This window comes from Pseudomonas sp. F9001, assembly GCF_013385435.1.
Classification (GTDB): domain Bacteria; phylum Pseudomonadota; class Gammaproteobacteria; order Pseudomonadales; family Pseudomonadaceae; genus Aquipseudomonas.
In genome coordinates, this window is the sequence record NZ_JACAPX010000022.1 from 33,613 (window position 1) to 54,064 (window position 20,452).

The following is a 20,452-nucleotide window of genomic DNA, read 5'->3' on the forward strand; positions in this document are numbered from 1 at the left end:
CCGCGGCTCAACCCCACGCCTTGTGGGGCCTGGTTTTGCGGGGCTTAATCCGATGAAAAGTCTTTTAAGGGAACCCCACCGGGCGATCAGGGCCTAAACTGCGCAAACGAACCTGAAGGAGTGTGCCCGATGAGCCGTATCGAAACCGACAGCCTGGGAGAAGTGCAAGTCCCGGATGACGCTTACTGGGGCGCGCAGACCCAACGCTCGCTGGTGAACTTCGCCATCGGCGACCAGCGCATGCCCCTGGCTGTGTTGCACGCCCTGGCCCTGATCAAGAAGGCTGCGGCCCGGGTCAACGACCGCAATGGCGACCTGCCCGCCGACATTGCCCGGTTGATCGAACAGGCCGCAGACGAAGTGCTCGCCGGCGAACACGACGACCAGTTTCCCCTGGTGGTGTGGCAGACCGGCAGCGGCACCCAGAGCAACATGAACGCCAACGAAGTGATCGCCGGCCGTGCCAACGAGCTGGCGGGCAAGCCCCGTGGCGGCAAGAGCCCGGTGCATCCCAACGACCACGTCAACCGTTCCCAGAGCTCCAACGACTGCTTCCCCACCGCCATGAGCATCGCCGCCGTGCAGGCCGTCACTGAGAAGCTGTTGCCGGCGATCCGTGAACTGTCTGGTGGTTTGGCAGAGTTGTCGGCGCGCCACATGAAGCTGGTGAAAACCGGCCGCACCCACATGATGGATGCGACGCCCATCACCTTCGGCCAGGAAGTCTCGGCCTTTATAGCGCAACTCGACTACGCCGAACGCGCGATCCGCAGCGCCCTGCCCGCCGTGTGTGAACTGGCCCAGGGTGGTACTGCCGTCGGCACCGGGCTCAATTCACCCCACGGTTTTGGCGAGGCGATTGCCTCGGAATTGGCCGCGCTGTCGGGCCTGCCGTTTGTCACCGCACCGAACAAATTCGCCGCGCTGTCGGGCCATGAGCCATTGACCACCCTGCACGGCGCCTTGAAGACCCTGGCCGTGGCCCTGATGAAAATCGCCAACGACCTGCGCCTGCTGGGCTCCGGCCCGCGTGCCGGGCTGGCGGAAGTCAAGTTGCCGGCGAATGAACCGGGCAGCTCGATCATGCCCGGCAAGGTCAACCCGACCCAGTGCGAAGCGCTGTCGATGCTGGCCTGCCAGGTGCTGGGCAATGACGTGACCATTGGCTTCGCCGCCAGCCAGGGCCACTTGCAGTTGAACGTGTACAAGCCGGTGATCATCCACAACCTGCTGGAATCGATCCGCCTGCTGGCCGACGGTTGCAGCAACTTCCAGGAGCACTGCATCGCCGGCCTGGAACCCGACGCCGAGCAAATGGCCGCGCACCTTGAGCGTGGCCTGATGCTGGTGACTGCGCTGAACCCGCACATCGGCTACGACAAGTCCGCCGAGATTGCCAAGAAGGCCTATGCCGAAGGGCTGACCCTACGGGAAGCGGCGCTGAAGCTGGGCTATCTCACGGACGAAGAGTTCGACCAGTGGGTGCGTCCGGAAAACATGCTGGAAGCTGGTCATTAAGACGCCAATCGTGCACGCCGGGCCCTGAGCCCGGCGAACAGCGACGGCGCCAACGCCACGGTCGCAGACCCCAGCACCACCAACACGGCACCGCCGTAGCCGAGGGCATTGATGTCTTCGGCGTGCACATACTCGGGCCACATCCAGGCGGCCAGCGCTACCGCGACGAAGGTCACCAATGGCGTCAGCGCCAGGGTGGCGCTGACCCGCGAGGCTTCCCAGTGGGCCAAGGCTTCAGCGAATGCGCCGTAGGCAATCAGCGTATTGAAACAGCAGGCCAGCAGCAGCCAGCCTTGCAGCGGGCTCAGTTGCAGCGCTTCCATCGGGTGCGCCCATGGCGTCAGCAAGAGCGCGCAGGACAGGTAGATCACCATCATCACCTGCAACGAATTCCATACCGTCAGCAACTGCTTCTGGCCCAGGGCGTAGAAGGTCCAGATGGTGGTGGCCAGGAGAATCGTCAGCACCCCGGCGGTGTAGCTGCCCAGGGAGGTCAACAACTCGGTCAGGCGCTGGTTGAAGAACAGGCCGAAGCCGATGATCAGCACCAGCAGGCCCATGCCCTGCCCGAGGCTGAAGCGTTCCTTGAACACGAAGACGCTGGCGATCATCAGGAAGATCGGGCCCACCTGTACCACCAGTTGCGCGGTGCCGGGGCTCAGCAGTTTGAGGCCGACCAGGTAGAGCACATAGTTGCCCATCAGGCCGCACACGGCGATTGCTACCAGCCAGCCACCTTTTGGTCCGAGGGAGCGCCAACTGGGCAGGCGCCTTACGGCGGCGAGATAGATAAACAGACAACTGCCGGAGACGACCAGGCGAAACCAGGTGACGGTGACGGGGTCCATCACCTGCAAGACCTGTTTGAGTTTGATCGGCAGAATGCCCCAGAGCAGCGCGGTCAGCAGGGCCAGGGATAAACCGTAGACCCAACGGCCCGATGAGATGTGCATGAGTGCCCCGAATGCCTGAGGTGGAGGAGGTGCATTCTAGGGGGATGTGGACGGATTGGGATACGGTGCTGATCAAATGTGGGAGCGGGCTTGCTCGCGAAGGCGGTCTATCAGCCAACATTTTCATCGACTGCCCCGCCGCATTCACGAGCAAGCCCGCTCCCAGACTGAGTCAGCGTACGGCTTCGAACAAGCCGGTGGCCCCCATGCCGCCGCCCACACACATAGTGACAATGCCGTAACGCAACTTGCGCCGCTGCAACTCACGCACCAGATGCCCCACCTGCCGCGACCCCGTCATCCCAAACGGATGCCCGATGGAAATCGACCCACCGTTGACGTTGTACTTGGCGTTATCAATTTCCAGCCGATTACGCGCATATAGGCACTGCGAGGCAAACGCCTCATTCAACTCCCACAAATCAATATCCGCCACTGCCAGCCCACGGGCCTTGAGCAACTTGGGCACCGAAAACACCGGCCCGATCCCCATCTCATCCGGCTCACACCCCGCCACCGTAAACCCGCGAAAAAACGCCTTGGGCTTCAGCCCCAGTTCCAGCGCTTTTTCCAGGCTCATCACCAGTGTCATGGAAGCCCCATCAGACAACTGCGACGAATTCCCCGCCGTCACCGACCCATCCTCCGCAAACACCGGCTTCAATCCCGCAAGACTGGCCAACGTCGTATCCGGACGATTGCAATCATCCCGATCCACCACCCCCTCCAACACCTGCACCGCGCCAGTGTTCTTGTCCTCAACCTTGTACTTCACCGCCATCGGCACGATTTCATCATCGAACAACCCGTCAGCCTGGGCCTGAGCCGTACGCTGCTGGCTTTGCAGCGCATACAGATCCTGCTCTTCACGACTGACGTGATACCGCCGCGCAACGATTTCCGCCGTCTGCCCCATGGGAAAGTAAATGCCCGGCACCTGCTCCTTGAGCAACGGATTGATCAGGTTATCGGTGTTGACGCTCTTCATGGTCAGGCTGATGGACTCGACCCCACCGGCCACGATGATCTCGCTGCAACCGGAAGCAATCTGGTTGGCGGCGATCGCAATCGCCTGCAACCCCGAGGAACAGAAACGGTTGAGGGTCATGCCCGCCGTACCGGTACCCAGTTGCGACAACACCGCTACATTGCGGCCGATGTTGTAGCCCTGGGCACCTTCGTTGGATCCGGCGCCGACGATGCAGTCCTCGACCGTGGCCGGGTCGATGCCATTGCGGGTCAGCAACGCGTTCACGCAATGGGCAGCCATGTCATCGGGACGGGTCTGGTTGAACTTGCCGCGAAAGGACTTGGCCAGGCCGGTTCGCACGCTGTCGACGATCACTACTTCACGCATGGGCTACCTCAATTGTTGTGGTTGTTGAGAGATGGATCGAGCATAGATCCCGCCCTCTTCAACCGCGACAATCATTCACCCCGCGTATGCAAAAGCATGGCGCTACTTTTTCTTGTCCTTCTTGTCATGCTTGTCTGTCTTGTCGAACGCCTCCTCCAGCGCCCGGTTGATGGTGCGCAGTACCTTCACCCGCGCCCAGCGCTTGTCGTTGGCTTCAACCAGCGTCCACGGCGCAATCTCGGTGCTGGTGCGGTCCACCATGTCACCCACCGCCGCCCGGTAGTCGTCCCACTTCTCGCGGTTACGCCAGTCGTCCTCGGTGATCTTGAAGCGTTTGAACGGGATTTCCTCGCGGGCCTGGAACCGCTCCAGCTGCGTCTGCTTGTCGATCGCCAGCCATAACTTGACCACGATCACCCCGGCGTCGCGCAGTTGCTCTTCGAAGTCGTTGATCTCGCCGTAGGCGCGCATCCAGTCCGTCGGCGTGCAGAAGCCTTCGATGCGTTCCACCAACACCCGGCCATACCAGGAGCGGTCGAACACGGTGAACATGCCCCGCGCCGGAATCTTCTGCCAGAAACGCCACAGGTAAGGCTGGGCGCGCTCGTCTTCACTGGGCGCGGCAATCGGCACGATGTGGTACTGCCGGGGATCGAGGGCTGCCGCCACACGCCGGATGGCCCCACCCTTGCCCGCCGCGTCGTTGCCTTCAAACACCGTCACCAACGCGTGCTTGCGCATGCGTTTGTCGCGCATCAGCCCGGAGAACCGTGCCTGCTCGGTAATCAGTTGTTCTTCGTAATCGTCCTTTTCAAGGCTCAGGCTCATGTCCAGGCTGTTCAGCAGGCTCATCTGGTCAACCGCCGATGGCAGCGGCGCCGGGTTCATGCCGCTGGCTTTACCCTTGGGCACTTTCAAGGCGTTTTGCAGGCCTTCGAGCAGGATCTTGCCGACGGTCAGCCCGCGGTAGTGCGCATCGACACCCTCGATCACATACCAAGGCGCATAGTCACGGCTGGTGCGGCGCAGGATCCGCTCACCAAAATGCACAAACTTGTCGTAGGTCTTTGACTGCTGCCAGTCCAGCGGGCTGATGCGCCAGCTGTGCAGCGGGTCGTCCTGCAAGGCTTTGAGCCGGGATTTCATTTGCTTCTTGGAGAGGTGAAACCAGAACTTGAAGATCAGCGCGCCTTCGTCACACAGCATCTTTTCCAGGCGCTCGGCACCGGCGATGGCCTGGTCGAGCCGCGCATCCTTGATCTCGCCATGGACGCGACTCTGCAGCATCTGGCTGTACCAGTTACCAAAAAAGACCCCCATGCGACCTTTCGCCGGCAGCTGGCGCCAGTAGCGCCAGGCCGGCGGGCGGGCCAGTTCTTCGTCGGTCTGCTGGTCGAAGGTGCGCACCTCGATCAGGCGCGGGTCCATCCATTCATTCAGCAATTTGACGGTTTCACCCTTGCCCGCACCTTCGATGCCATTGATCAGGATGATCACCGGGAAGCGCTTCTGCTGTTGCAGTTCGTACTGCACTTCCAGCAAGGCTTCACGCAGGGCCGGCACTTCGGCGTCGTAGGTGTCTTTGTCGATGGCGTGACCGATTTCGGCAGATTCGAACATGGGCGGCTCCGTTCCAGAAGTGATCAAGACTAGCGGATTGGGCAACAACACGTGGCAGGAAATTCCACAGCGGCTTGCCATGGATCAATGACAACCCTGTTGATCAGCTAGAATGGCCGCCTTGCCTTTGCCGAGCCGCTCATGAACCCCGTATCCCACGCCCAGCTTGACTGGGATGACCAAGGTCGCCCGCACTCGCGGGTCTTCGATGACGTGTACTTCTCCGACAAGTCGGGCCTTGAAGAAACCCGCTACGTGTTCCTCGAACAGAACCGTTTGCAGGAACGCTTTGCGGCGCTGCCGATGGGCGGGCGCTTGGTGATTGGTGAGACGGGCTTCGGCACCGGCCTGAATTTTTTGTGCGCCTGGCAGTTGTTTGATCAACACGCGGTGGCGGGTGCACGCCTGCATTTTGTCAGCGTGGAAAAGTACCCGCTGAGCCACGCCGACCTGCAGCGCGCCCTCGCTCTCTGGCCGGAACTGGCACCGTTCGCCGAGCAACTGTTGGCCCAATACATCGCGATTCACCAAGGCTTCCAGCGGCTGGTACTGGATAACGGTCGAGTCACCCTGACGTTGCTGATCGGCGACGCCCTGGAGCAATTGCCGCAACTGGACGCGCAAGTCGACGCCTGGTTCCTCGACGGTTTCGCCCCGGCCAAGAACCCCGACATGTGGACTGCCGAGCTGTTCGCCGAACTGGCGCGGCTGGCGGCGCCGGGCTCGACCATCAGCACCTTTACCAGCACCGGCTGGGTACGGCGGTTGATCAACGCCGCCGGGTTCAAGATGAAGCGCACCCCCGGCATCGGCCACAAGTGGGAAATCCTGCGGGGTGAGTTTCTCGGCTGGCCCGCTGAAACGCCTGCGCCTGCCGCGGCAAAACCCTGGTTTGCGCGCCCGCCTGCCGTTTCCGGTGAACGCCATGCGCTCGTCATCGGCGGTGGCCTGGCCGGTTGCGCCACGACGGCCAGCCTGGCGGCACGGGGCTGGCGGGTCAGCTTGCTGGAACGCCATGCAGCGCTCGCCCAGGAAGCCTCCGGCAACCCACAAGGGGTGTTGTACCTCAAGCTTTCCGCCCATGGCACGGCACTTTCGCAGTTGATTCTCAGCGGTTTCGGCCACACGCGGCGCCTGCTGGAACACCTGCAACGTGGCGTGGACTGGGATGGCTGCGGCGTGCTGCAACTGGCCTTCAACGCCAAGGAAGCCGAGCGCCAGGCACAACTGGCCGGCGCTTTTGCCCAGGACCTGTTGCACCTGCTGGATAAAGAGCAGGCACAGGTGCGCGCCGGGATAACGCTGGAGCACGGCGGCTTGTTCTTCCCCGAGGGCGGCTGGGTTCACCCGCCGGCGCTGTGCGAATGGCAAGCCAGGCACCCGCTGATCGAAGTGCTCCAGCACCACGACGCCCTTGAGCTCAAGCAGGTCGACGGTCAGTGGCAGGCGTTGCAGGGCGATACGGTTCTGGCTCAAGCCAGTGTGGTCGTGCTGGCCGGCGCCGCCGAGATCAAGCGGTTTTCCTTCAGCGCTGACTTGCCCCTCAAGCGCATCCGCGGGCAAATCACCCGCCTGCCGCAAACGGCGCAAAGCCAGGCGTTGGCCACAGTGGTGTGCGCCGAGGGCTACGTCGCCCCGCCACGCCTGGGCGAGCACACCCTCGGTGCCAGTTTCGACTTCAAGAGCGATGACCTTACGCCCACGGTGGCCGAGCACGCGGGCAATCTGCAGATGCTGCGGGAAATCTCCCTCGATTTGCTGCAACGCCTGGGCGCCGACAGCCTGGCACCCGAACAGCTCGAAGGCCGCGCCGCCTTCCGTTGCACCAGCCCGGACTACCTGCCGATCGTCGGACCGCTGGCGCAGCGAGAGGCGTTTGATCACACCTACGCCGCCCTCGGCAAAGACGCCCGGCAGGTCCCTGATGCGCCGTGCCCGTGGTTGCACGGCGTGTATATCAACAGTGGCCATGGCTCACGGGGGCTGGTCACCGCGCCACTCTGCGCAGAGCTGCTGGCCGCCTGGCTCGACAATGAGCCCCTGCCGCTGCCGCGCAGTGTCAGCGAAGCCTGTCACCCCAATCGGTTCGCGCTGCGTGCCCTGATCCGCGGTAACCCAGGCAAATCCTGAGGGCCATGACGGGCTCGCAACCCGTCAAGGCTCTTTGCCTTATAACGTATTGTTCTAAAACTCCCACAATTTACCCGGGTCAGTCTCTGGGTACCCGCTGTTTTGGCGGGCTGCATTTCTATCCCTCCCCAACGGAAAAACCGGTAAGGAATTTATGTGCGGATTAGCTGGAGAGTTACGTTTCGATCACCAACCTGCCGACCTGGCAGCGGTGGAACGAATCACCCATCATTTGGCGCCACGCGGTCCTGACGCGTGGGGCTTTCATGCCCAGGGGCCGATTGCCCTGGGCCATCGACGCCTGAAAATCATGGACCTGTCGGATGGCTCCGCCCAACCGATGGTCGACGCCCAGCTGGGCCTGTCCCTGGCGTTCAACGGCGCGATCTATAACTTCCCGGAATTGCGTGAAGAGCTGGAAGCCCTGGGCTACGCCTTCTATTCCGGTGGCGACACCGAAGTGCTGCTCAAGGGCTACCACGCCTGGGGCGAAGCGCTGCTGCCCAAGCTCAACGGGATGTTCGCCTTCGCCATCTGGGAGCGCGATGCCCAGCGCCTGTTTATCGCCCGTGACCGCCTCGGCGTGAAGCCGCTGTACCTGTCGCGCACCGGCCAGCGCCTGCGTTTTGCCTCGGCCCTGCCGGCGCTGCTCAAGGGTGGCGATATCAACCCGATCCTCGATCCGGTGGCACTCAATCACTACCTGAACTTCCACGCCGTGGTGCCGGCGCCGCGCACCCTGCTGGCGGGCATTGAAAAGCTGCCGCCCGCCTCCTGGATGCGCATCGACGCCGATGGCAAGACTGAACAGAAAACCTGGTGGACCCTGCCCTACGGCCCCCACGCCGATGAAGCCAACCTGACCCTGGAAGACTGGACCGACCGCGTGCTCGACAGCACCCGCGAAGCCGTGGCGATTCGTCAGCGGGCGGCGGTGGATGTGGGCGTGCTGCTTTCCGGCGGTGTCGATTCCAGCATGCTGGTGGGCCTGTTGCGGGAAGTCGGCGTGCAGGACCTGTCGACCTTCTCCATCGGTTTTGAAGACGCTGGTGGCGAGCGCGGCGACGAGTTCCAGTATTCGGACTTGATCGCCAAGCATTACGGCACCCGTCACCACCAACTGCGTATCGCCGAAAGCGAAATCATCGAGCAGTTGCCGGCGGCGTTCCGTGCCATGAGCGAGCCGATGGTCAGCCATGACTGCATTGCCTTCTACCTGCTGTCCCGGGAAGTGGCCAAGCATTGCAAGGTGGTGCAAAGCGGCCAGGGCGCCGATGAACTGTTCGCCGGTTACCACTGGTACCCGCAGGTGGATGGCGCAAGCGACCCGTACGCGGCCTACCGCGACGCATTTTTCGACCGCAGCTACGACGACTATGCCGCTACCGTCGCGCCGAAATGGTTGACCGCGAATGACGCCGCCGGTGACTTCGTGCGCGAGCATTTCGCCCAGCCCGGCGCCGATGCGGCGGTGGACAAAGCCCTGCGCCTGGACAGCACCGTGATGCTGGTGGATGACCCGGTCAAGCGCGTCGACAACATGACCATGGCCTGGGGCCTGGAAGCGCGCACGCCGTTTCTCGACTATCGCCTGGTAGAACTGTCGGCCCGCGTGCCGGGCAAATTCAAACTGCCGGACGGCGGCAAGCAAGTGCTCAAGGAAGCGGCGCGCCGGGTGATCCCGAGCGAGGTCATCGACCGCAAGAAAGGCTACTTCCCGGTGCCCGGCCTCAAGCATTTGCAGGGTGACACCTTGAACTGGGTGCGTGAGCTGCTGCTGGACCCAAGCCAGGACCGCGGCCTGTTCAACCCGGCCATGCTCGACCGCCTGCTCACCGATCCCCAAGGCCAACTGACCCCGTTGCGCGGCTCCAAGCTGTGGCAACTGGCGGCGCTGAACCTGTGGCTCAGCGAACAAGGAATCTGATTCATGAAACCTCATGCCACGGCTTACAGCCAACGCTTGCTGCGAGGCCAGGCGCCCTCCTACGAGCGCCTGCAAGCCCGCTTCGCCGAAGACGGCAGCGAACTGGACCCCACGCCGATTGCCGTGCATTGCGGTTGGGGCCGGCTGTTAATCGGCCACACCTTCCCGGACCCGGCGAGCCTGGCCCTGGAGTTGCTCAACGAGCAGCCCGGCGAGCGGGATATCGCGCTGTATGTGGCGGCGCCGCAGCAGATCCTCGGGATTGATCCCCAGCAGTTGTTTCTCGACCCGTCCGATACCCTGCGCCTGTGGTTCACCGACTATCGTCCGGCGACCCGGGTGTTTCGCGGGTTCCGGATTCGCCGGGTACAAACCGAGGCGGACTGGCAGGCGGTGAACCAGCTGTACCAGGGGCGCGGCATGTTGCCGGTGGACCCGGCGCTGCTCACGCCACGCCATCAAGGCGGCCCGGTGTATTGGCTGGCCGAGGACGAAGACAGCGGCGCGGTGATCGGCAGCGTGATGGGCCTGAACCACCAGAAGGCCTTTCACGATCCGGAGAACGGCTGCAGCCTCTGGTGCCTGGCGGTCGACCCGCAATGTACCCGCCCCGGGGTGGGTGAAGTGCTGGTGCGCCACTTGATCGAACACTTCATGAGCCGTGGCCTGAGCTACCTCGACCTGTCGGTGCTGCACGACAACCGCCAGGCGAAAAGTCTCTACGCCAAGCTTGGCTTTCGCGCGCTGACCACCTTCGCCATCAAGCGCAAGAACGGGATCAACCAGCCGCTGTTCCTCGGCCCTGGCCCGCAGGCGGAGTTCAATCCCTATGCGCGGATCATTGTCGAGGAAGCCCATCGGCGCGGGATCGACGTGCAAGTGGACGATGCCGATGCCGGCTTGTTCACCCTGAGCCACGGTGGCCGCCGGGTGCGCTGCCGCGAATCCCTCAGCGACCTGACCAGCGCCATCAGCATGACTTTGTGCCAGGACAAGAGCCTGACCCACAAGGTGTTCAAGGCCGCAGGCCTGAACCTTCCGGCCCAGCAATTGGCCGGCAGTGCCGATGACAACCTGGAGTTTCTCGACGAGCACCAGCGTATTGTGGTCAAGCCGCTGGATGGCGAACAAGGCCAGGGTGTGGCGGTGGATTTGCAGACCATTGAAGACGTGCAAAAAGCCATTGAGGCGGCCCGCCAATTCGACACCCGTGTACTGCTGGAAAGCTTCCACGAAGGCCTCGACCTGCGCATTCTGGTGATCGGCTTTGAAGTGGTTGCCGCCGCCATTCGCCGCCCGGCGGAAGTCACCGGCGATGGTCAGCATTCCATTGGCGCGTTGATCGAAGCCCAGAGCCGCCGACGCCAGGCCGCCACCGATGGCGAAAGCAAAATTCCCCTGGACCATGAAACCCAACGCACCCTGCAGGCGGCCGGCTACGACTACAACAGCATCCTGCCCCGTGGCGAACGCCTGGCGGTGCGGCGTACCGCCAACCTGCACACCGGCGGTTGCCTGGAAGACGTCACCGCCATCCTCCACCCGACCCTGGTGGACGCCGCCGTGCGCGCCGCCCGTGCCCTCGACATTCCCATGGTGGGCCTGGACCTGATGGTGCCGGCCGCCGACCAACCGGACTACGTGTTTATCGAAGCCAACGAACGGGCCGGGCTGGCCAACCATGAACCGCAGCCGACGGCTGAAAAGTTCGTGGACCTGTTGTTTCCCCATAGCCAACCGACGGCGTGAATGATCGTTCCCACGCTCTGCGTGGGAACGCAGCCCGTGACGCTCCGCGTCACAAGAGAGGACGCAGAGCGTCCCATGAGGCATTCCCACGCAGAGCGTGGGAACGATCATCCTCAACTCATCAGGAGTCTTTATGACCCGAACCATCCCCGAACCGGATCTCGCTTACCTGCAAAAAGTGCTGCTGGAAATGCTCGCCATTCCCAGCCCCACCGGGTTTACCGACACCATCGTGCGCTATGTTGCCGAGCGCCTCGAAGAGCTGGGCATTCCCTTTGAAATGACCCGGCGCGGCACCATCCGCGCCACCCTCAAGGGCCAGAAAAACAGCCCCGACCGCGCCGTTTCCGCGCACCTGGACACCATCGGCGCCGCCGTGCGGGCGATCAAGGACAATGGCCGCCTGACCCTCGCGCCGGTCGGCTGCTGGTCCAGCCGTTTTGCCGAAGGCAGCCGCGTCAGCCTGTTCACCGATAACGGCGTGATCCGTGGCAGCGTGCTGCCGTTGATGGCCTCCGGTCACGCGTTCAATACGGCCGTGGATGAAATGCCCATCAGTTGGGACCACATCGAACTGCGCCTGGATGCCTACTGCGCCACCCGCGCCGACTGTGACTCCCTGGGTATCAGCGTCGGCGATTTCGTCGCCTTCGACCCGCTGCCGGAATTCACCGAGAGCGGGCATATCAGCGCCCGCCACCTGGACGATAAAGCCGGGGTTGCCGCGCTGCTGGCGGCGCTCAAGGCGATTGTCGACAGCGGCCAGCCGCTGCTGATCGACTGCCATCCGCTGTTCACCATCACCGAAGAAACCGGCAGTGGTGCGGCGGCCGCATTGCCGTGGGATGTAAGTGAGTTCGTCGGCATCGACATTGCGCCGGTGGCCCACGAGCAGCACTCCAGCGAGCACGCGGTGAGTGTGGCGATGCAGGATTCCGGCGGGCCGTATGACTATCACCTGTCCCGCCACCTGCTGCGCCTGGCGGCGGAAAATGAGCTACCGGTGCGTCGCGACCTGTTTCGCTACTACTTCAGCGACGCGCATTCGGCGGTGACCGCCGGCCACGACATTCGCACCGCACTGCTGGCATTCGGTTGCGATGCCACCCATGGTTATGAGCGCACGCACATCGACAGCCTCGCCGCGCTGAGTCGCCTGCTGGGCGCGTACATCCTCAGCCCGCCGGTGTTCGCCAGCGATGCACAGCCGGCCAAGGGCTCCCTCGACCGGTTCAGTCACCAGATCGAACACGACACACAAATGGAGAGTGATACCCGCGTGCCGTCGGTGGACAGCCTGGTGGGCCAAAAAACCTGAGACTGGCAACTCGGATCCCGGCGCAGTAGCATCGCCGGGATTCCCTAGCCGAGGCTTGTATGCTGATTCCCTACGATGCACTTGAAGTCGACACCCTGACACGCCTCATCGAAGACTTCGTGACCCGCGACGGCACCGACAATGGTGACGACACACCCCTGGAAACACGGGTGCTGCGGGTACGCCAAGCGCTGACCAAGGGCCAGGCGCTGATTGTTTTCGACCCCGAAAGCGAGCAGTGCCAGTTGATGCTCAAGCACGATGTGCCCAAGCACCTGTTCGACTGAGACTCAAGGATTGGGCACAGGCACTGGATGGGTGTTGGCCTGCTGCCCGTGGCGACTGAGGATCTTCTGATAGACCTCCGCCCGGTGCACATTGACCCCCACCGGCGCTTCCACACCCAGCTTCACTTGGGTGCCGTTCACTTCCAGAATGCGCAAGGTGATCTGGTCACCCACCGAAATTATTTCACCTACCGCGCGGCTTAATACCAGCATGGGGTTCGTCCTTTTTAAGTTACCGAACCCCGACCATGCGCTCCCTGCCTGGCACCATCAATGGCCTTCAGGTTAAACAGGCATGCCTTACACATCAGGGTAAATTACCCTACAGACAGGCAGTGAATAATCTCGAATTACACCCAAGAACCAAACGATATGTTCAAATTTGCAGGCGCTCTCTGTGGCGAGGGAGCTTGCTCCCTCGCCACAACAAGCCCTCGCCACATCAGGTGCTCACCTGAAATTCAACCTTTTACCGCCTGCGACTGAGCTTTCGCCCGCATCTTGTCCGCCATCACGGTCATCTCGTCATACAGCAGTTGCGGGTTCTTCTGTTTCAGTGCCCAGGCCATGCGCCCCTGCTCGTGGGGCAGGATCATGAATTGCCCTTCAGCCACCTGCTGGTAGATGTAGTCGGCGATCTGTGCGGCGGTAATCGGCGAGCTTTCCAGCAGCTTGCCCACCTGGGCCTTCATCGCGGGCGTCGGCCCGCGGAACGAGTCCAGCAGGTTGGTCTGGAAGAAGGATGGGCACACCACATGCACGCCGACTTCCTGTTGCTTGAGTTCCACCAGCAGGCTCTCCGAGAGCGCCACCACGCCGGCCTTGGCCACGTTGTAGTTGCTCATGGCCGGGCCCTGCATCAGGGCGGCCATGGACGCGATGTTGATGATGCGGCCCTTGCTCTTTTCCAGCAGCGGCAGGAAGGCCTTGCAGCCCTTGACCACGCCCATCAGGTTGATCGCGATCTGCCAGTCCCAGTCTTCCAGGGACAGTTCGCTGAAGAACCCGCCCGATGCGACACCGGCGTTGTTGACGATCACGTCGATGCCACCGAGCTTTTCCTCACAGGCCTGTGCGAACGCGGTGAGCTGGCTGTAGTCGCGCACGTCGCAGCGCTGGGTGAAACCGTCACCGCCGGCCTGGCGTACAAGCTTGAGGGTTTCTTGCAGGCCCGCTTCGCTGACGTCCGACAAGGCCAGTTGCCAACCCTCGCGGGCCCAGCGCAGAGCGATTTCGCGACCCAGGCCAGAACCGGCGCCGGTGATCATCATGCGATTTTGCATAGGAAAGTAGCCTTGTGGTTCACGGAAGAAGTGAGCCGCAGTGTAGCGAAGGTTTTTCCCGCACCCACGCACCATCAGACTGCTGAATGCCCCAGGCAAACCGTGGGCCAGGTCGGATAGCGGGAAACCTGCCAAGTTCAATTTATTTGAACTAAGGGCGGTTATTTGCAACGGGGTTAAAGGAAATAAGCAAGTTAGCGAAAAGCTTTAAAAAAACACGGAATTTTCTGCCAAACACATTGGTCGGAGTTATTAAGGCGTCCGTATCAGTTGTCGGGCCTATCCGTTAAATAACAGGTCTTTTCAGAAGACAATAAGGAAAACAAAACATGAGCCTCATTCTTATCATTATTCTGATCCTCCTGCTGGTCGGCGGTCTTCCAGTGTTCCCTCACTCACGCAATTGGGGTTACGGGCCATCGGGTATTCTCGGTACTGTGTTGGTAGTGCTGCTGATTCTGTTGTTGCTCGGCAAGATATAACGCGTTCCAGCGTGCAAAAAAAAGAGGCCTTGAAAGGCCTCTTTTTTTATGCGCGGGTGTTTAGTCCGGCTTGCCGTCCACTACACCGGCAGTGTTGTCCAGCAGGCTCTTGGTAGCGGTCTGCAGGAACGATTCGAGCTTCTGCTTCAACGCAGCCTCGTCCGGCGACTCTGGAATCACTTTCCCGGTCGGGTTGGCGCCCAGTTCGTATTCCCACAACTTCGGCGGCATTTCCTTGGGCAGTACCAGCACCCGGTCACCGGTAAGCAAGGCGACGGTCTGGTCGCTGCCCGACGGCTTGATCACGCCAAAGCCCTTGTCGCCTTCCGGCAGGTTGAGCAGGTCGCGGCCCCAGCACTGGTGCAGGGTGTCACCGCCCAGGCGGCCCATGATGGTCGGCACGATGTCGATCTGGGTGCCCACGGTGTGGTCACGCTCGCCGAACTTCTCCTGCATGCCCGGTGCGATCATCAGCATCGGCACGTTGAAGCGGCCCAGGTCCATTTCGGTGATCTGCTGCTCGTTGCCGAAGCCGTGGTCGCCCACGATCACGAACAGGGTTTCCTTGAAGTACGGCTCCTTGCGGGCCTTTTCAAAGAACTGGCCCAAGGCCCAGTCGGAGTAACGCATGGCCGTCAAATGCTCGTTGAGGCTGCCACGGTCGGTGACCTTCTCGACCGGCAATGGCGTCGGCAACGCGTACGGCGTGTGGTTGGACAGGGTTTGCAGCAGCGCATAGAACGGTTTGCCGCCTTCACGGGCCTTCAACTCTTCCAGGCCACGGTTGAACATGTCCTGGTCGGACACGCCCCAGGTCGGGTCCGAGAACACCGGGTTGACGAAGTCATTACGCCCGATGAAGTTGGTCATGCCCTGGTTGCTGAAGAAGCCCGACTGGTTATCCCAGGCGAAGTCGCCGTTGTAGACGTACACGTCGTCGAAATCGCGATGGCTGAGCAACTGCGGCAGGCCCGACAGCTTGTGGCTGCCTTCCGGAGTCTGCATCAGGTATTCGAAACCCGGCAGGTTCGGGAAGCAGGCCATGGTGGCGAACATACCCTGGTGGGTGTGGGTGCCGTTGGAGAAGAAGCGGTCGAACAGCAGGCCTTCCTTGGACAGTTTGTCGAAGTACGGCGTGATATTGCCCGGGCGGCCCAGGGCGCCCACCGAGTGACCGGCGAAGCTTTCCATCAGGATAACCACGACGTTCTTGATCGGCAGGGTCTTCTCGGCCGGCGGCGTGAAGTCACGGCGTACCGCGGCGGTGTCGGTGTCGACCAGTTTCTCGGTCGGCAATACCAGCATGTCGCGCACGGTCTGGGTGGCCAGCGGCTGCTCCAGGGTGGCTTTCCAGATGTTCGAACGCTCCTCGGAGAAGCGCGATTTCGCCGCCGCAATCAGCGACAAGGTACCGTTGAGGCCCAACTGGTTGGCGAAGTTCGAGTCGGTGGTGTACACGTCGCCCCAACGCAGTGGCGGGCCCTGGCGCAGGGTGCCACGGATGGCGACCACGGCGACCAGCAGGCAGACCACGAACACCGCGATGCGCGTGTACCACGGCGCTACCTGGCGAGTGCCGATGCTGCCACCGCTGAACGGGCCGCGTGGGCGCGTTGCACGGTCGGCGCCTTTGAAGGCGATGCTCAGGATCAGCGTACCCACGGCCCAGGCCAGCAGGTAGCGCACCACCGGGAAACCGTACCAGAGCATGCTCATCACGGTTTTCGGGTCTTCCTTCACGTACTGGAAGACCAGGCCGTTGAGGCGCTGGTGGAACTCGCGGTAGAAGTCCATTTCCATCAGGCCCAGGAACAGCGCGATGCTGGACGCGACCGTCAGCCACAAGCGGAAGAACCCGCGCGCCGCCATGGCCCGTACGCTGAACAACGCCAGCAGCAGCGGCACCAGCAGGTACATCACCAGGCGGATATCCAGGCGCAGGCCGTTGGCGAACGCTTCAAGGAAAGTCGAGGCCGGTGTGTCGAGGATCATCTCGCGGTTGTAGACCAGCAGCGCCAGGCGCAGCAGGGAGAACATCACCATCATGATCAAGGCACAAAGCAGCGTGTACGCCAGATGGGATTTGACGGTCGGTTGCAGCAAGCGATTAGAAGCTCGCTGCTGATTCAGGGCGTCCGGGTTTGCCATGTCGTTTTAGGACCCATTGGAAGTTTAAGTTGCGAATGAATACAGCGGCGCCCCGCCCTCGCCCAGTCAGGCTGGGGTAGACGGTGAACGCAATGGCGCAAATGGTGCCCGATCAACGCCGGCAACGCCATTGATTACTCAATCCGGCCAGTGTTTGAGACTCGTCTTAGAGCATCCGGCAGGAAAAATAGCCGGCGAATTGTCTTGGATGGAATGTGAAAATTCTGTGCAGCGAATATCTCGAAACACAATAACGGGCGTACGGAAACAGATGTGGGAGCGGGCTTGCTCGCGAATACGGTAAATCAGTCGATACATCAGGTGACTGTTACACCGTATTCGCGAGCAAGCCCGCTCCCACACTTACTGTGCCCGCTCTGGATAGCGTTGTTTGGATCAGATCCGCACGTTACCGCGCGGCCCGGCGATCGCCCAGATGATCAAGCCCAGTACCGGCAGCAGCAGGATCAACAGGATCCACAACACTTTGGCGCCGGTACTCGCGCCGCTTTTGAACACGTTGATGATCGCCCAGATATCCAGCGCGAGGATGATCAACCCGATCAGACCATTAAAAGTGGAACCCATGGTGTCGCTCCTAAGTGAGGGCTTGCCTGCTTAGGATAGTCAGCCGTGGCCGGGGGTTCCGTTTTATTTCAGACGTGTACCGCAACCCGCAGGGCTTCCAGCGATGGTTCGCCCTTTATGCCGGTTTCGGCACACAACTCCAGCACCCGTGGCACGTCGTCGCCGTAGACCAGCACAGCCTGGATCTCGTCGTCCAGCAACTGGCTGAAGTTCATCAGCACGTAGCCGCCGTTCTCCGGGTTGAGGGCACTCATCTGGATCTGGATGCGGTTCAGCGCGGTCAGGGCTTCGGTCTTGGCCAGTTGCTTGGGCTTGAGGTTGAACGCCACGCCGGGGCCAAAGGAGGCGACGATCTGGGCGAACAGGTCCAGGTAGGTGTCGGCCTGGAACAGCACGGTGTCAGGCAGGCTGCCGACGACGATCCACTCACCCAGGGGAATCGGGAAAGTGTCGTCGTAGTTGATGTCGGGGTTGGCGGCCAGGAAAGCGTCGGGATCGGCGTAGGCCTGGGCCGCTTCGTCAGCCACCTTGGCGATCTCGGGTTCGCTCATGCAGCCGGAGCTGATTTTGCTGATGAGTTCGACGAGTGCGGTTTTCATGGGGTGGTCCTGTGGCGGAGCTGATTTTGAGGGCGCAAAGCCTACACCAGTTTTTGCAACTGCGCCGCCGTATCCACCGCCCCCATGGTCTGGGCCGCTGCCAGCGCGGTCACGCCCTGGGCATCGGTGGCCTTGGGATTGGCGCCCTGGCTGATCAGGTAGTCCACCATTTCGGTACGGTTGAACATCGCCGCCATCATCAAGGCGGTGCGACCATCAGAGGATGCGCCTTCGACCAACGCTCCGCCTTCGATCAATGCCTTGACCACCGGCAGGTTGCCCTTGAACGCCGCGCCGGCAATCGGCAGCTGGTTCTTGTCGTTGGCAATCTGGGGGTCGGCCTTGAATTCCAGCAGCACTTTCACCGCGTCCACATGGCCATGGTAGGCCGACAGCATCAACAGCGTATCGCCATTGTGGTTGCGCAGGTTCGGCGGCAAGCCCTTGGCCAGCAACGCCGCCAGCATCGCGGCATCGCCTTTGCGCGCCACGTCGAACACCTGCTCGGCAAATTCGGCGGCTTCGTCTTCGGTCATTTGTTTGGCTTGGTCTGACATGTGGGGCTCCTTGTCTGGTGTTTCATAAGGCGCCCAGTCTCGCGATGGAGTTCCCCACTGTCATGCCTTTTTTCCCAAAAGCGGCGATAGGCAGAATCAATAACGGAACTTGCCCGCCTGAATATCCGCCAACAGTTGCCCGGTGACCGGCACATAACTGTCCGACCCAGGCAGCCAGGCAAAGATCGGATCATCACCGGCCTTGCCCGGATCGAACGCTTCCTCCTTGAGTTTCACCTTCTGGTATTTAAAGGTGCCCGTGGTTTCCATCTTCACCTTGATCCGCAGGAACAACGGCACCGCATACGCGGGCAATTGCCCGTGGGCGAAGGTCAGCAACTCGCGCATGTCCAGGGAAGCTAGGGATTCGGCAGGCGTAATGGCCGCCATGCCCGCGCGGCCGTTGGTGTTTTCAATCTCCACGCCGTAGGCCACCACTTCGGAAATCTGCGGGTGCTGCAGGAAGATGTTCTCGACTTCGGTGGTGGAGACGTTTTCACCTTTCCAGCGGTAGGTGTCCCCCAGCCGGTCAACGAATTGGGCGTGGCCGAAGCCGACATTGCGCAACAGGTCGCCGGTGTTGAAATACCGGTCGCCCTTCTCGAACACGTCGCTGAGCACCACCTTGCGGTTCTTCTCGGGGTCGGTGTAGCCGTCGAACGGTGCCTTGTCATCGATCCTGGCCAGCAGCAGCCCCTGGCCCCCCTTGGGCACTTCGCGCATGAAACCGTCGGCGCCGCGAATCGGCTCACAGCTGTCATGGGCGTAGTCCACCAGTGCCCAGTGCATCAGGGAAAAGCCGATGGTGTTGTCGAAGTTCAGCACATTGGTGAAGCCGATGTTGCCGTCACTGGCGGCGTACAGCTCGCAGATATGATCAACGCCAAAGCGCTGCTTGAACTCAGCCCAAACCCCTGGGCGCAGGCCGTTGCCGATCATCTTCGTCACCCGGTTGTCCAGGTCGCGCCCATGGGCAGGCTGGTCGATCAGGTAGCGGCACAGCTCGCCGACATAACCCAGGGTGGTCGCATTGAATTTGCGCACATCGTCCCAGAACTGGCTGGCGCTGAACTTGCGGCGAATCGCGAACCCCGACGCCCCGGCAATCGCCGAACCCCAGCACACGCACAGGCCAGTGGCGTGATACAGCGGCAAGGTGCAATAGACGACATCCTCGGGCCCCATATCCAGGGCGATGGTGCCGAAACTGGCCGAGGACTTCATCCAGCGGCCATGCTTGAAAATGCCGGCCTTGGGCAAGCCGGTGGTGCCGGAGGTGTAGATATAGAAGCAAGGGTCGTTGAAAAAAATCTGCTGGGTGCTGGCGGGGTTTTCCACCGGGCAGTCGGCGCTGGCAGCCATCAGGTCGACGTAATCCGGCGGCACATGGCTGTGCTGCTGATCGGCAATAAACCAGGTTTTATCCGCCTCGATGGCCACCTGGCTGCGCACGGCCTCGTAGGCCCCTACCAACTCGGCTCCCACCACGATGGCCGCCGGTGCCACCAGGTTGAGGCTATGTACCAGCGCCGACTGGGTTTGCGAGGTATTGAGCATCGCGCAAATGCCGCCCACCTTGGCCACGGCCAGTACGCTGAGCAACAACTCGGGGCGGTTCTCGATAAACAACGCCACCACGTCGCCCTTGCCGATCCCCTGCCGCTGCAGGTAGTGAGCCATGCGGTTGGCCTGCTGGTTGGCCTGGCGGTAGCTCAGCACCGTGTCGCCATACAGCAGCGCGGCGCCGTCGGGGTTGCGTTGGGTGGCTTGTTCAAAGGTCCAGCCCAGGCCGCACGGCTGGTCGGGATCTGTGATGTTGGCAACGCGGATTCCGCGCACCAGGCGCGGCAGTGCACGGACAATGGTGGGCACCTTACGCAGCATCATGCCCCAGGTGATCATGTCACTTGGCGGGTGGTTCATGGCGGGAACGTCC

At 61.9% G+C, this 20,452-nt stretch carries 17 protein-coding genes; 7 read left to right on the top strand and 10 right to left on the bottom strand.

The window, feature by feature from the left end; genetic code table 11:
• Positions 1–129: 129 nt before the first annotated feature.
• Positions 130–1,518 carry a class II fumarate hydratase gene (locus HX818_RS21030; RefSeq protein WP_003216744.1) on the top strand — a complete coding sequence of 463 codons (1,389 nt, stop codon included), beginning with the start codon at positions 130–132 and terminating at the stop codon, positions 1,516–1,518.
• On the opposite strand, the gene HX818_RS21035 is transcribed toward HX818_RS21030, so the two are convergent.
• The 3 genes from HX818_RS21035 to pap form a co-directional block, all read right to left on the bottom strand.
• Positions 1,515–2,471 carry a DMT family transporter gene (locus tag HX818_RS21035; RefSeq protein WP_003216745.1) on the bottom strand — a complete coding sequence of 319 codons (957 nt, stop codon included), beginning with the start codon at positions 2,469–2,471 and terminating at the stop codon, positions 1,515–1,517. The two genes, HX818_RS21030 and HX818_RS21035, sit on opposite strands and share 4 nt — an antisense overlap.
• Before the next feature lie 172 nt (positions 2,472–2,643).
• Positions 2,644–3,828: a thiolase family protein gene (locus tag HX818_RS21040; RefSeq protein ID WP_003216747.1), complete on the bottom strand. Its 1,185-nt coding sequence runs from the start codon at positions 3,826–3,828 to the stop codon at positions 2,644–2,646.
• Positions 3,829–3,930: 102 nt separating this feature from the next.
• Positions 3,931–5,448, bottom strand: a complete 1,518-nt coding sequence (pap, locus tag HX818_RS21045; protein ID WP_177020681.1) for a polyphosphate:AMP phosphotransferase — start codon at positions 5,446–5,448, stop codon at positions 3,931–3,933.
• A 141-nt stretch (positions 5,449–5,589) separates the two neighbouring features.
• On the opposite strand from pap, the gene mnmC reads away from it, so the two are divergent.
• The 5 genes from mnmC (at position 5,590) to HX818_RS21070 (ending at position 12,859) form a co-directional block, all read left to right on the top strand.
• Positions 5,590–7,578, top strand: a complete 1,989-nt coding sequence (gene mnmC / locus HX818_RS21050; protein WP_177020682.1) for a bifunctional tRNA (5-methylaminomethyl-2-thiouridine)(34)-methyltransferase MnmD/FAD-dependent 5-carboxymethylaminomethyl-2-thiouridine(34) oxidoreductase MnmC — start codon at positions 5,590–5,592, stop codon at positions 7,576–7,578.
• A gap of 154 nt (positions 7,579–7,732) precedes the next feature.
• A complete protein-coding gene (locus HX818_RS21055; RefSeq protein WP_003216754.1) occupies positions 7,733–9,505 on the top strand; it encodes an N-acetylglutaminylglutamine amidotransferase in 1,773 nt (590 codons plus the stop codon).
• Positions 9,506–9,508: 3 nt separating this feature from the next.
• Positions 9,509–11,254, top strand: coding sequence for an N-acetylglutaminylglutamine synthetase (gene ngg, locus HX818_RS21060; protein ID WP_134326020.1), 1,746 nt, complete (start codon positions 9,509–9,511; stop codon positions 11,252–11,254).
• A 133-nt stretch (positions 11,255–11,387) separates the two neighbouring features.
• A complete protein-coding gene (locus tag HX818_RS21065) occupies positions 11,388–12,572 on the top strand; it encodes an osmoprotectant NAGGN system M42 family peptidase (RefSeq protein ID WP_003216760.1) in 1,185 nt (394 codons plus the stop codon).
• 59 nt (positions 12,573–12,631) lie between these two features.
• Entirely contained in the window at positions 12,632–12,859 is a 228-nt protein-coding gene (locus HX818_RS21070; protein WP_003192759.1) for a YheU family protein, read from the top strand.
• Between the two features lie 3 nt (positions 12,860–12,862).
• Here the strand turns inward: HX818_RS21070 and csrA are convergent, their stop codons facing one another.
• Together csrA and HX818_RS21080 are read right to left on the bottom strand one after the other, a co-directional pair.
• The gene (gene csrA, locus HX818_RS21075; RefSeq protein WP_008433220.1) at positions 12,863–13,072 is read right to left on the bottom strand and encodes a carbon storage regulator CsrA; all 210 of its coding nucleotides are present in this window, start codon (positions 13,070–13,072) and stop codon (positions 12,863–12,865) included.
• A 248-nt stretch (positions 13,073–13,320) separates the two neighbouring features.
• Positions 13,321–14,142, bottom strand: coding sequence for an SDR family oxidoreductase (locus HX818_RS21080; protein ID WP_177020683.1), 822 nt, complete (start codon positions 14,140–14,142; stop codon positions 13,321–13,323).
• Positions 14,143–14,471: 329 nt separating this feature from the next.
• Between HX818_RS21080 and HX818_RS21085 the strand changes: the two genes are divergently transcribed.
• On the top strand, positions 14,472–14,624 hold the full coding sequence (locus HX818_RS21085) for a DUF3309 family protein (RefSeq protein ID WP_003216767.1): 153 nt from the start codon (positions 14,472–14,474) through the stop codon (positions 14,622–14,624).
• 60 nt (positions 14,625–14,684) lie between these two features.
• Here the strand turns inward: HX818_RS21085 and HX818_RS21090 are convergent, their stop codons facing one another.
• From HX818_RS21090 to HX818_RS21110, 5 genes are all read right to left on the bottom strand, one after another.
• Positions 14,685–16,772: an LTA synthase family protein gene (locus HX818_RS21090; RefSeq protein ID WP_177020684.1), complete on the bottom strand. Its 2,088-nt coding sequence runs from the start codon at positions 16,770–16,772 to the stop codon at positions 14,685–14,687.
• Between the two features lie 396 nt (positions 16,773–17,168).
• A complete protein-coding gene (locus HX818_RS21095) occupies positions 17,169–17,360 on the bottom strand; it encodes a PLDc N-terminal domain-containing protein (protein WP_003172956.1) in 192 nt (63 codons plus the stop codon).
• A 68-nt stretch (positions 17,361–17,428) separates the two neighbouring features.
• Positions 17,429–17,959: a hypothetical protein gene (locus tag HX818_RS21100; RefSeq protein ID WP_177020685.1), complete on the bottom strand. Its 531-nt coding sequence runs from the start codon at positions 17,957–17,959 to the stop codon at positions 17,429–17,431.
• A 41-nt stretch (positions 17,960–18,000) separates the two neighbouring features.
• Positions 18,001–18,516, bottom strand: a complete 516-nt coding sequence (locus tag HX818_RS21105) for an ankyrin repeat domain-containing protein (RefSeq protein ID WP_010176046.1) — start codon at positions 18,514–18,516, stop codon at positions 18,001–18,003.
• A gap of 96 nt (positions 18,517–18,612) precedes the next feature.
• Positions 18,613–20,439: a long-chain-acyl-CoA synthetase gene (locus tag HX818_RS21110; RefSeq protein WP_177020686.1), complete on the bottom strand. Its 1,827-nt coding sequence runs from the start codon at positions 20,437–20,439 to the stop codon at positions 18,613–18,615.
• Between the last annotated feature and the right edge of the window lie 13 nt (positions 20,440–20,452).

Coding starts and splice junctions, on each gene's coding strand:
- HX818_RS21035 (WP_003216745.1), bottom strand. CDS start 2,471: ATGCACATCTCATCGGGCCGTTGGGTCTACGGTTTATCCCTGGCCCTG.
- HX818_RS21110 (WP_177020686.1), bottom strand. CDS start 20,439: ATGAACCACCCGCCAAGTGACATGATCACCTGGGGCATGATGCTGCGT.
- HX818_RS21040 (WP_003216747.1), bottom strand. CDS start 3,828: ATGCGTGAAGTAGTGATCGTCGACAGCGTGCGAACCGGCCTGGCCAAG.
- HX818_RS21080 (WP_177020683.1), bottom strand. CDS start 14,142: ATGCAAAATCGCATGATGATCACCGGCGCCGGTTCTGGCCTGGGTCGC.
- ngg (WP_134326020.1), top strand. CDS start 9,509: ATGAAACCTCATGCCACGGCTTACAGCCAACGCTTGCTGCGAGGCCAG.
- HX818_RS21095 (WP_003172956.1), bottom strand. CDS start 17,360: ATGGGTTCCACTTTTAATGGTCTGATCGGGTTGATCATCCTCGCGCTG.
- HX818_RS21055 (WP_003216754.1), top strand. CDS start 7,733: ATGTGCGGATTAGCTGGAGAGTTACGTTTCGATCACCAACCTGCCGAC.
- HX818_RS21100 (WP_177020685.1), bottom strand. CDS start 17,959: ATGAAAACCGCACTCGTCGAACTCATCAGCAAAATCAGCTCCGGCTGC.
- csrA (WP_008433220.1), bottom strand. CDS start 13,072: ATGCTGGTATTAAGCCGCGCGGTAGGTGAAATAATTTCGGTGGGTGAC.
- HX818_RS21090 (WP_177020684.1), bottom strand. CDS start 16,772: ATGGCAAACCCGGACGCCCTGAATCAGCAGCGAGCTTCTAATCGCTTG.
- HX818_RS21030 (WP_003216744.1), top strand. CDS start 130: ATGAGCCGTATCGAAACCGACAGCCTGGGAGAAGTGCAAGTCCCGGAT.
- HX818_RS21105 (WP_010176046.1), bottom strand. CDS start 18,516: ATGTCAGACCAAGCCAAACAAATGACCGAAGACGAAGCCGCCGAATTT.
- HX818_RS21085 (WP_003216767.1), top strand. CDS start 14,472: ATGAGCCTCATTCTTATCATTATTCTGATCCTCCTGCTGGTCGGCGGT.
- mnmC (WP_177020682.1), top strand. CDS start 5,590: ATGAACCCCGTATCCCACGCCCAGCTTGACTGGGATGACCAAGGTCGC.
- HX818_RS21065 (WP_003216760.1), top strand. CDS start 11,388: ATGACCCGAACCATCCCCGAACCGGATCTCGCTTACCTGCAAAAAGTG.
- pap (WP_177020681.1), bottom strand. CDS start 5,448: ATGTTCGAATCTGCCGAAATCGGTCACGCCATCGACAAAGACACCTAC.
- HX818_RS21070 (WP_003192759.1), top strand. CDS start 12,632: ATGCTGATTCCCTACGATGCACTTGAAGTCGACACCCTGACACGCCTC.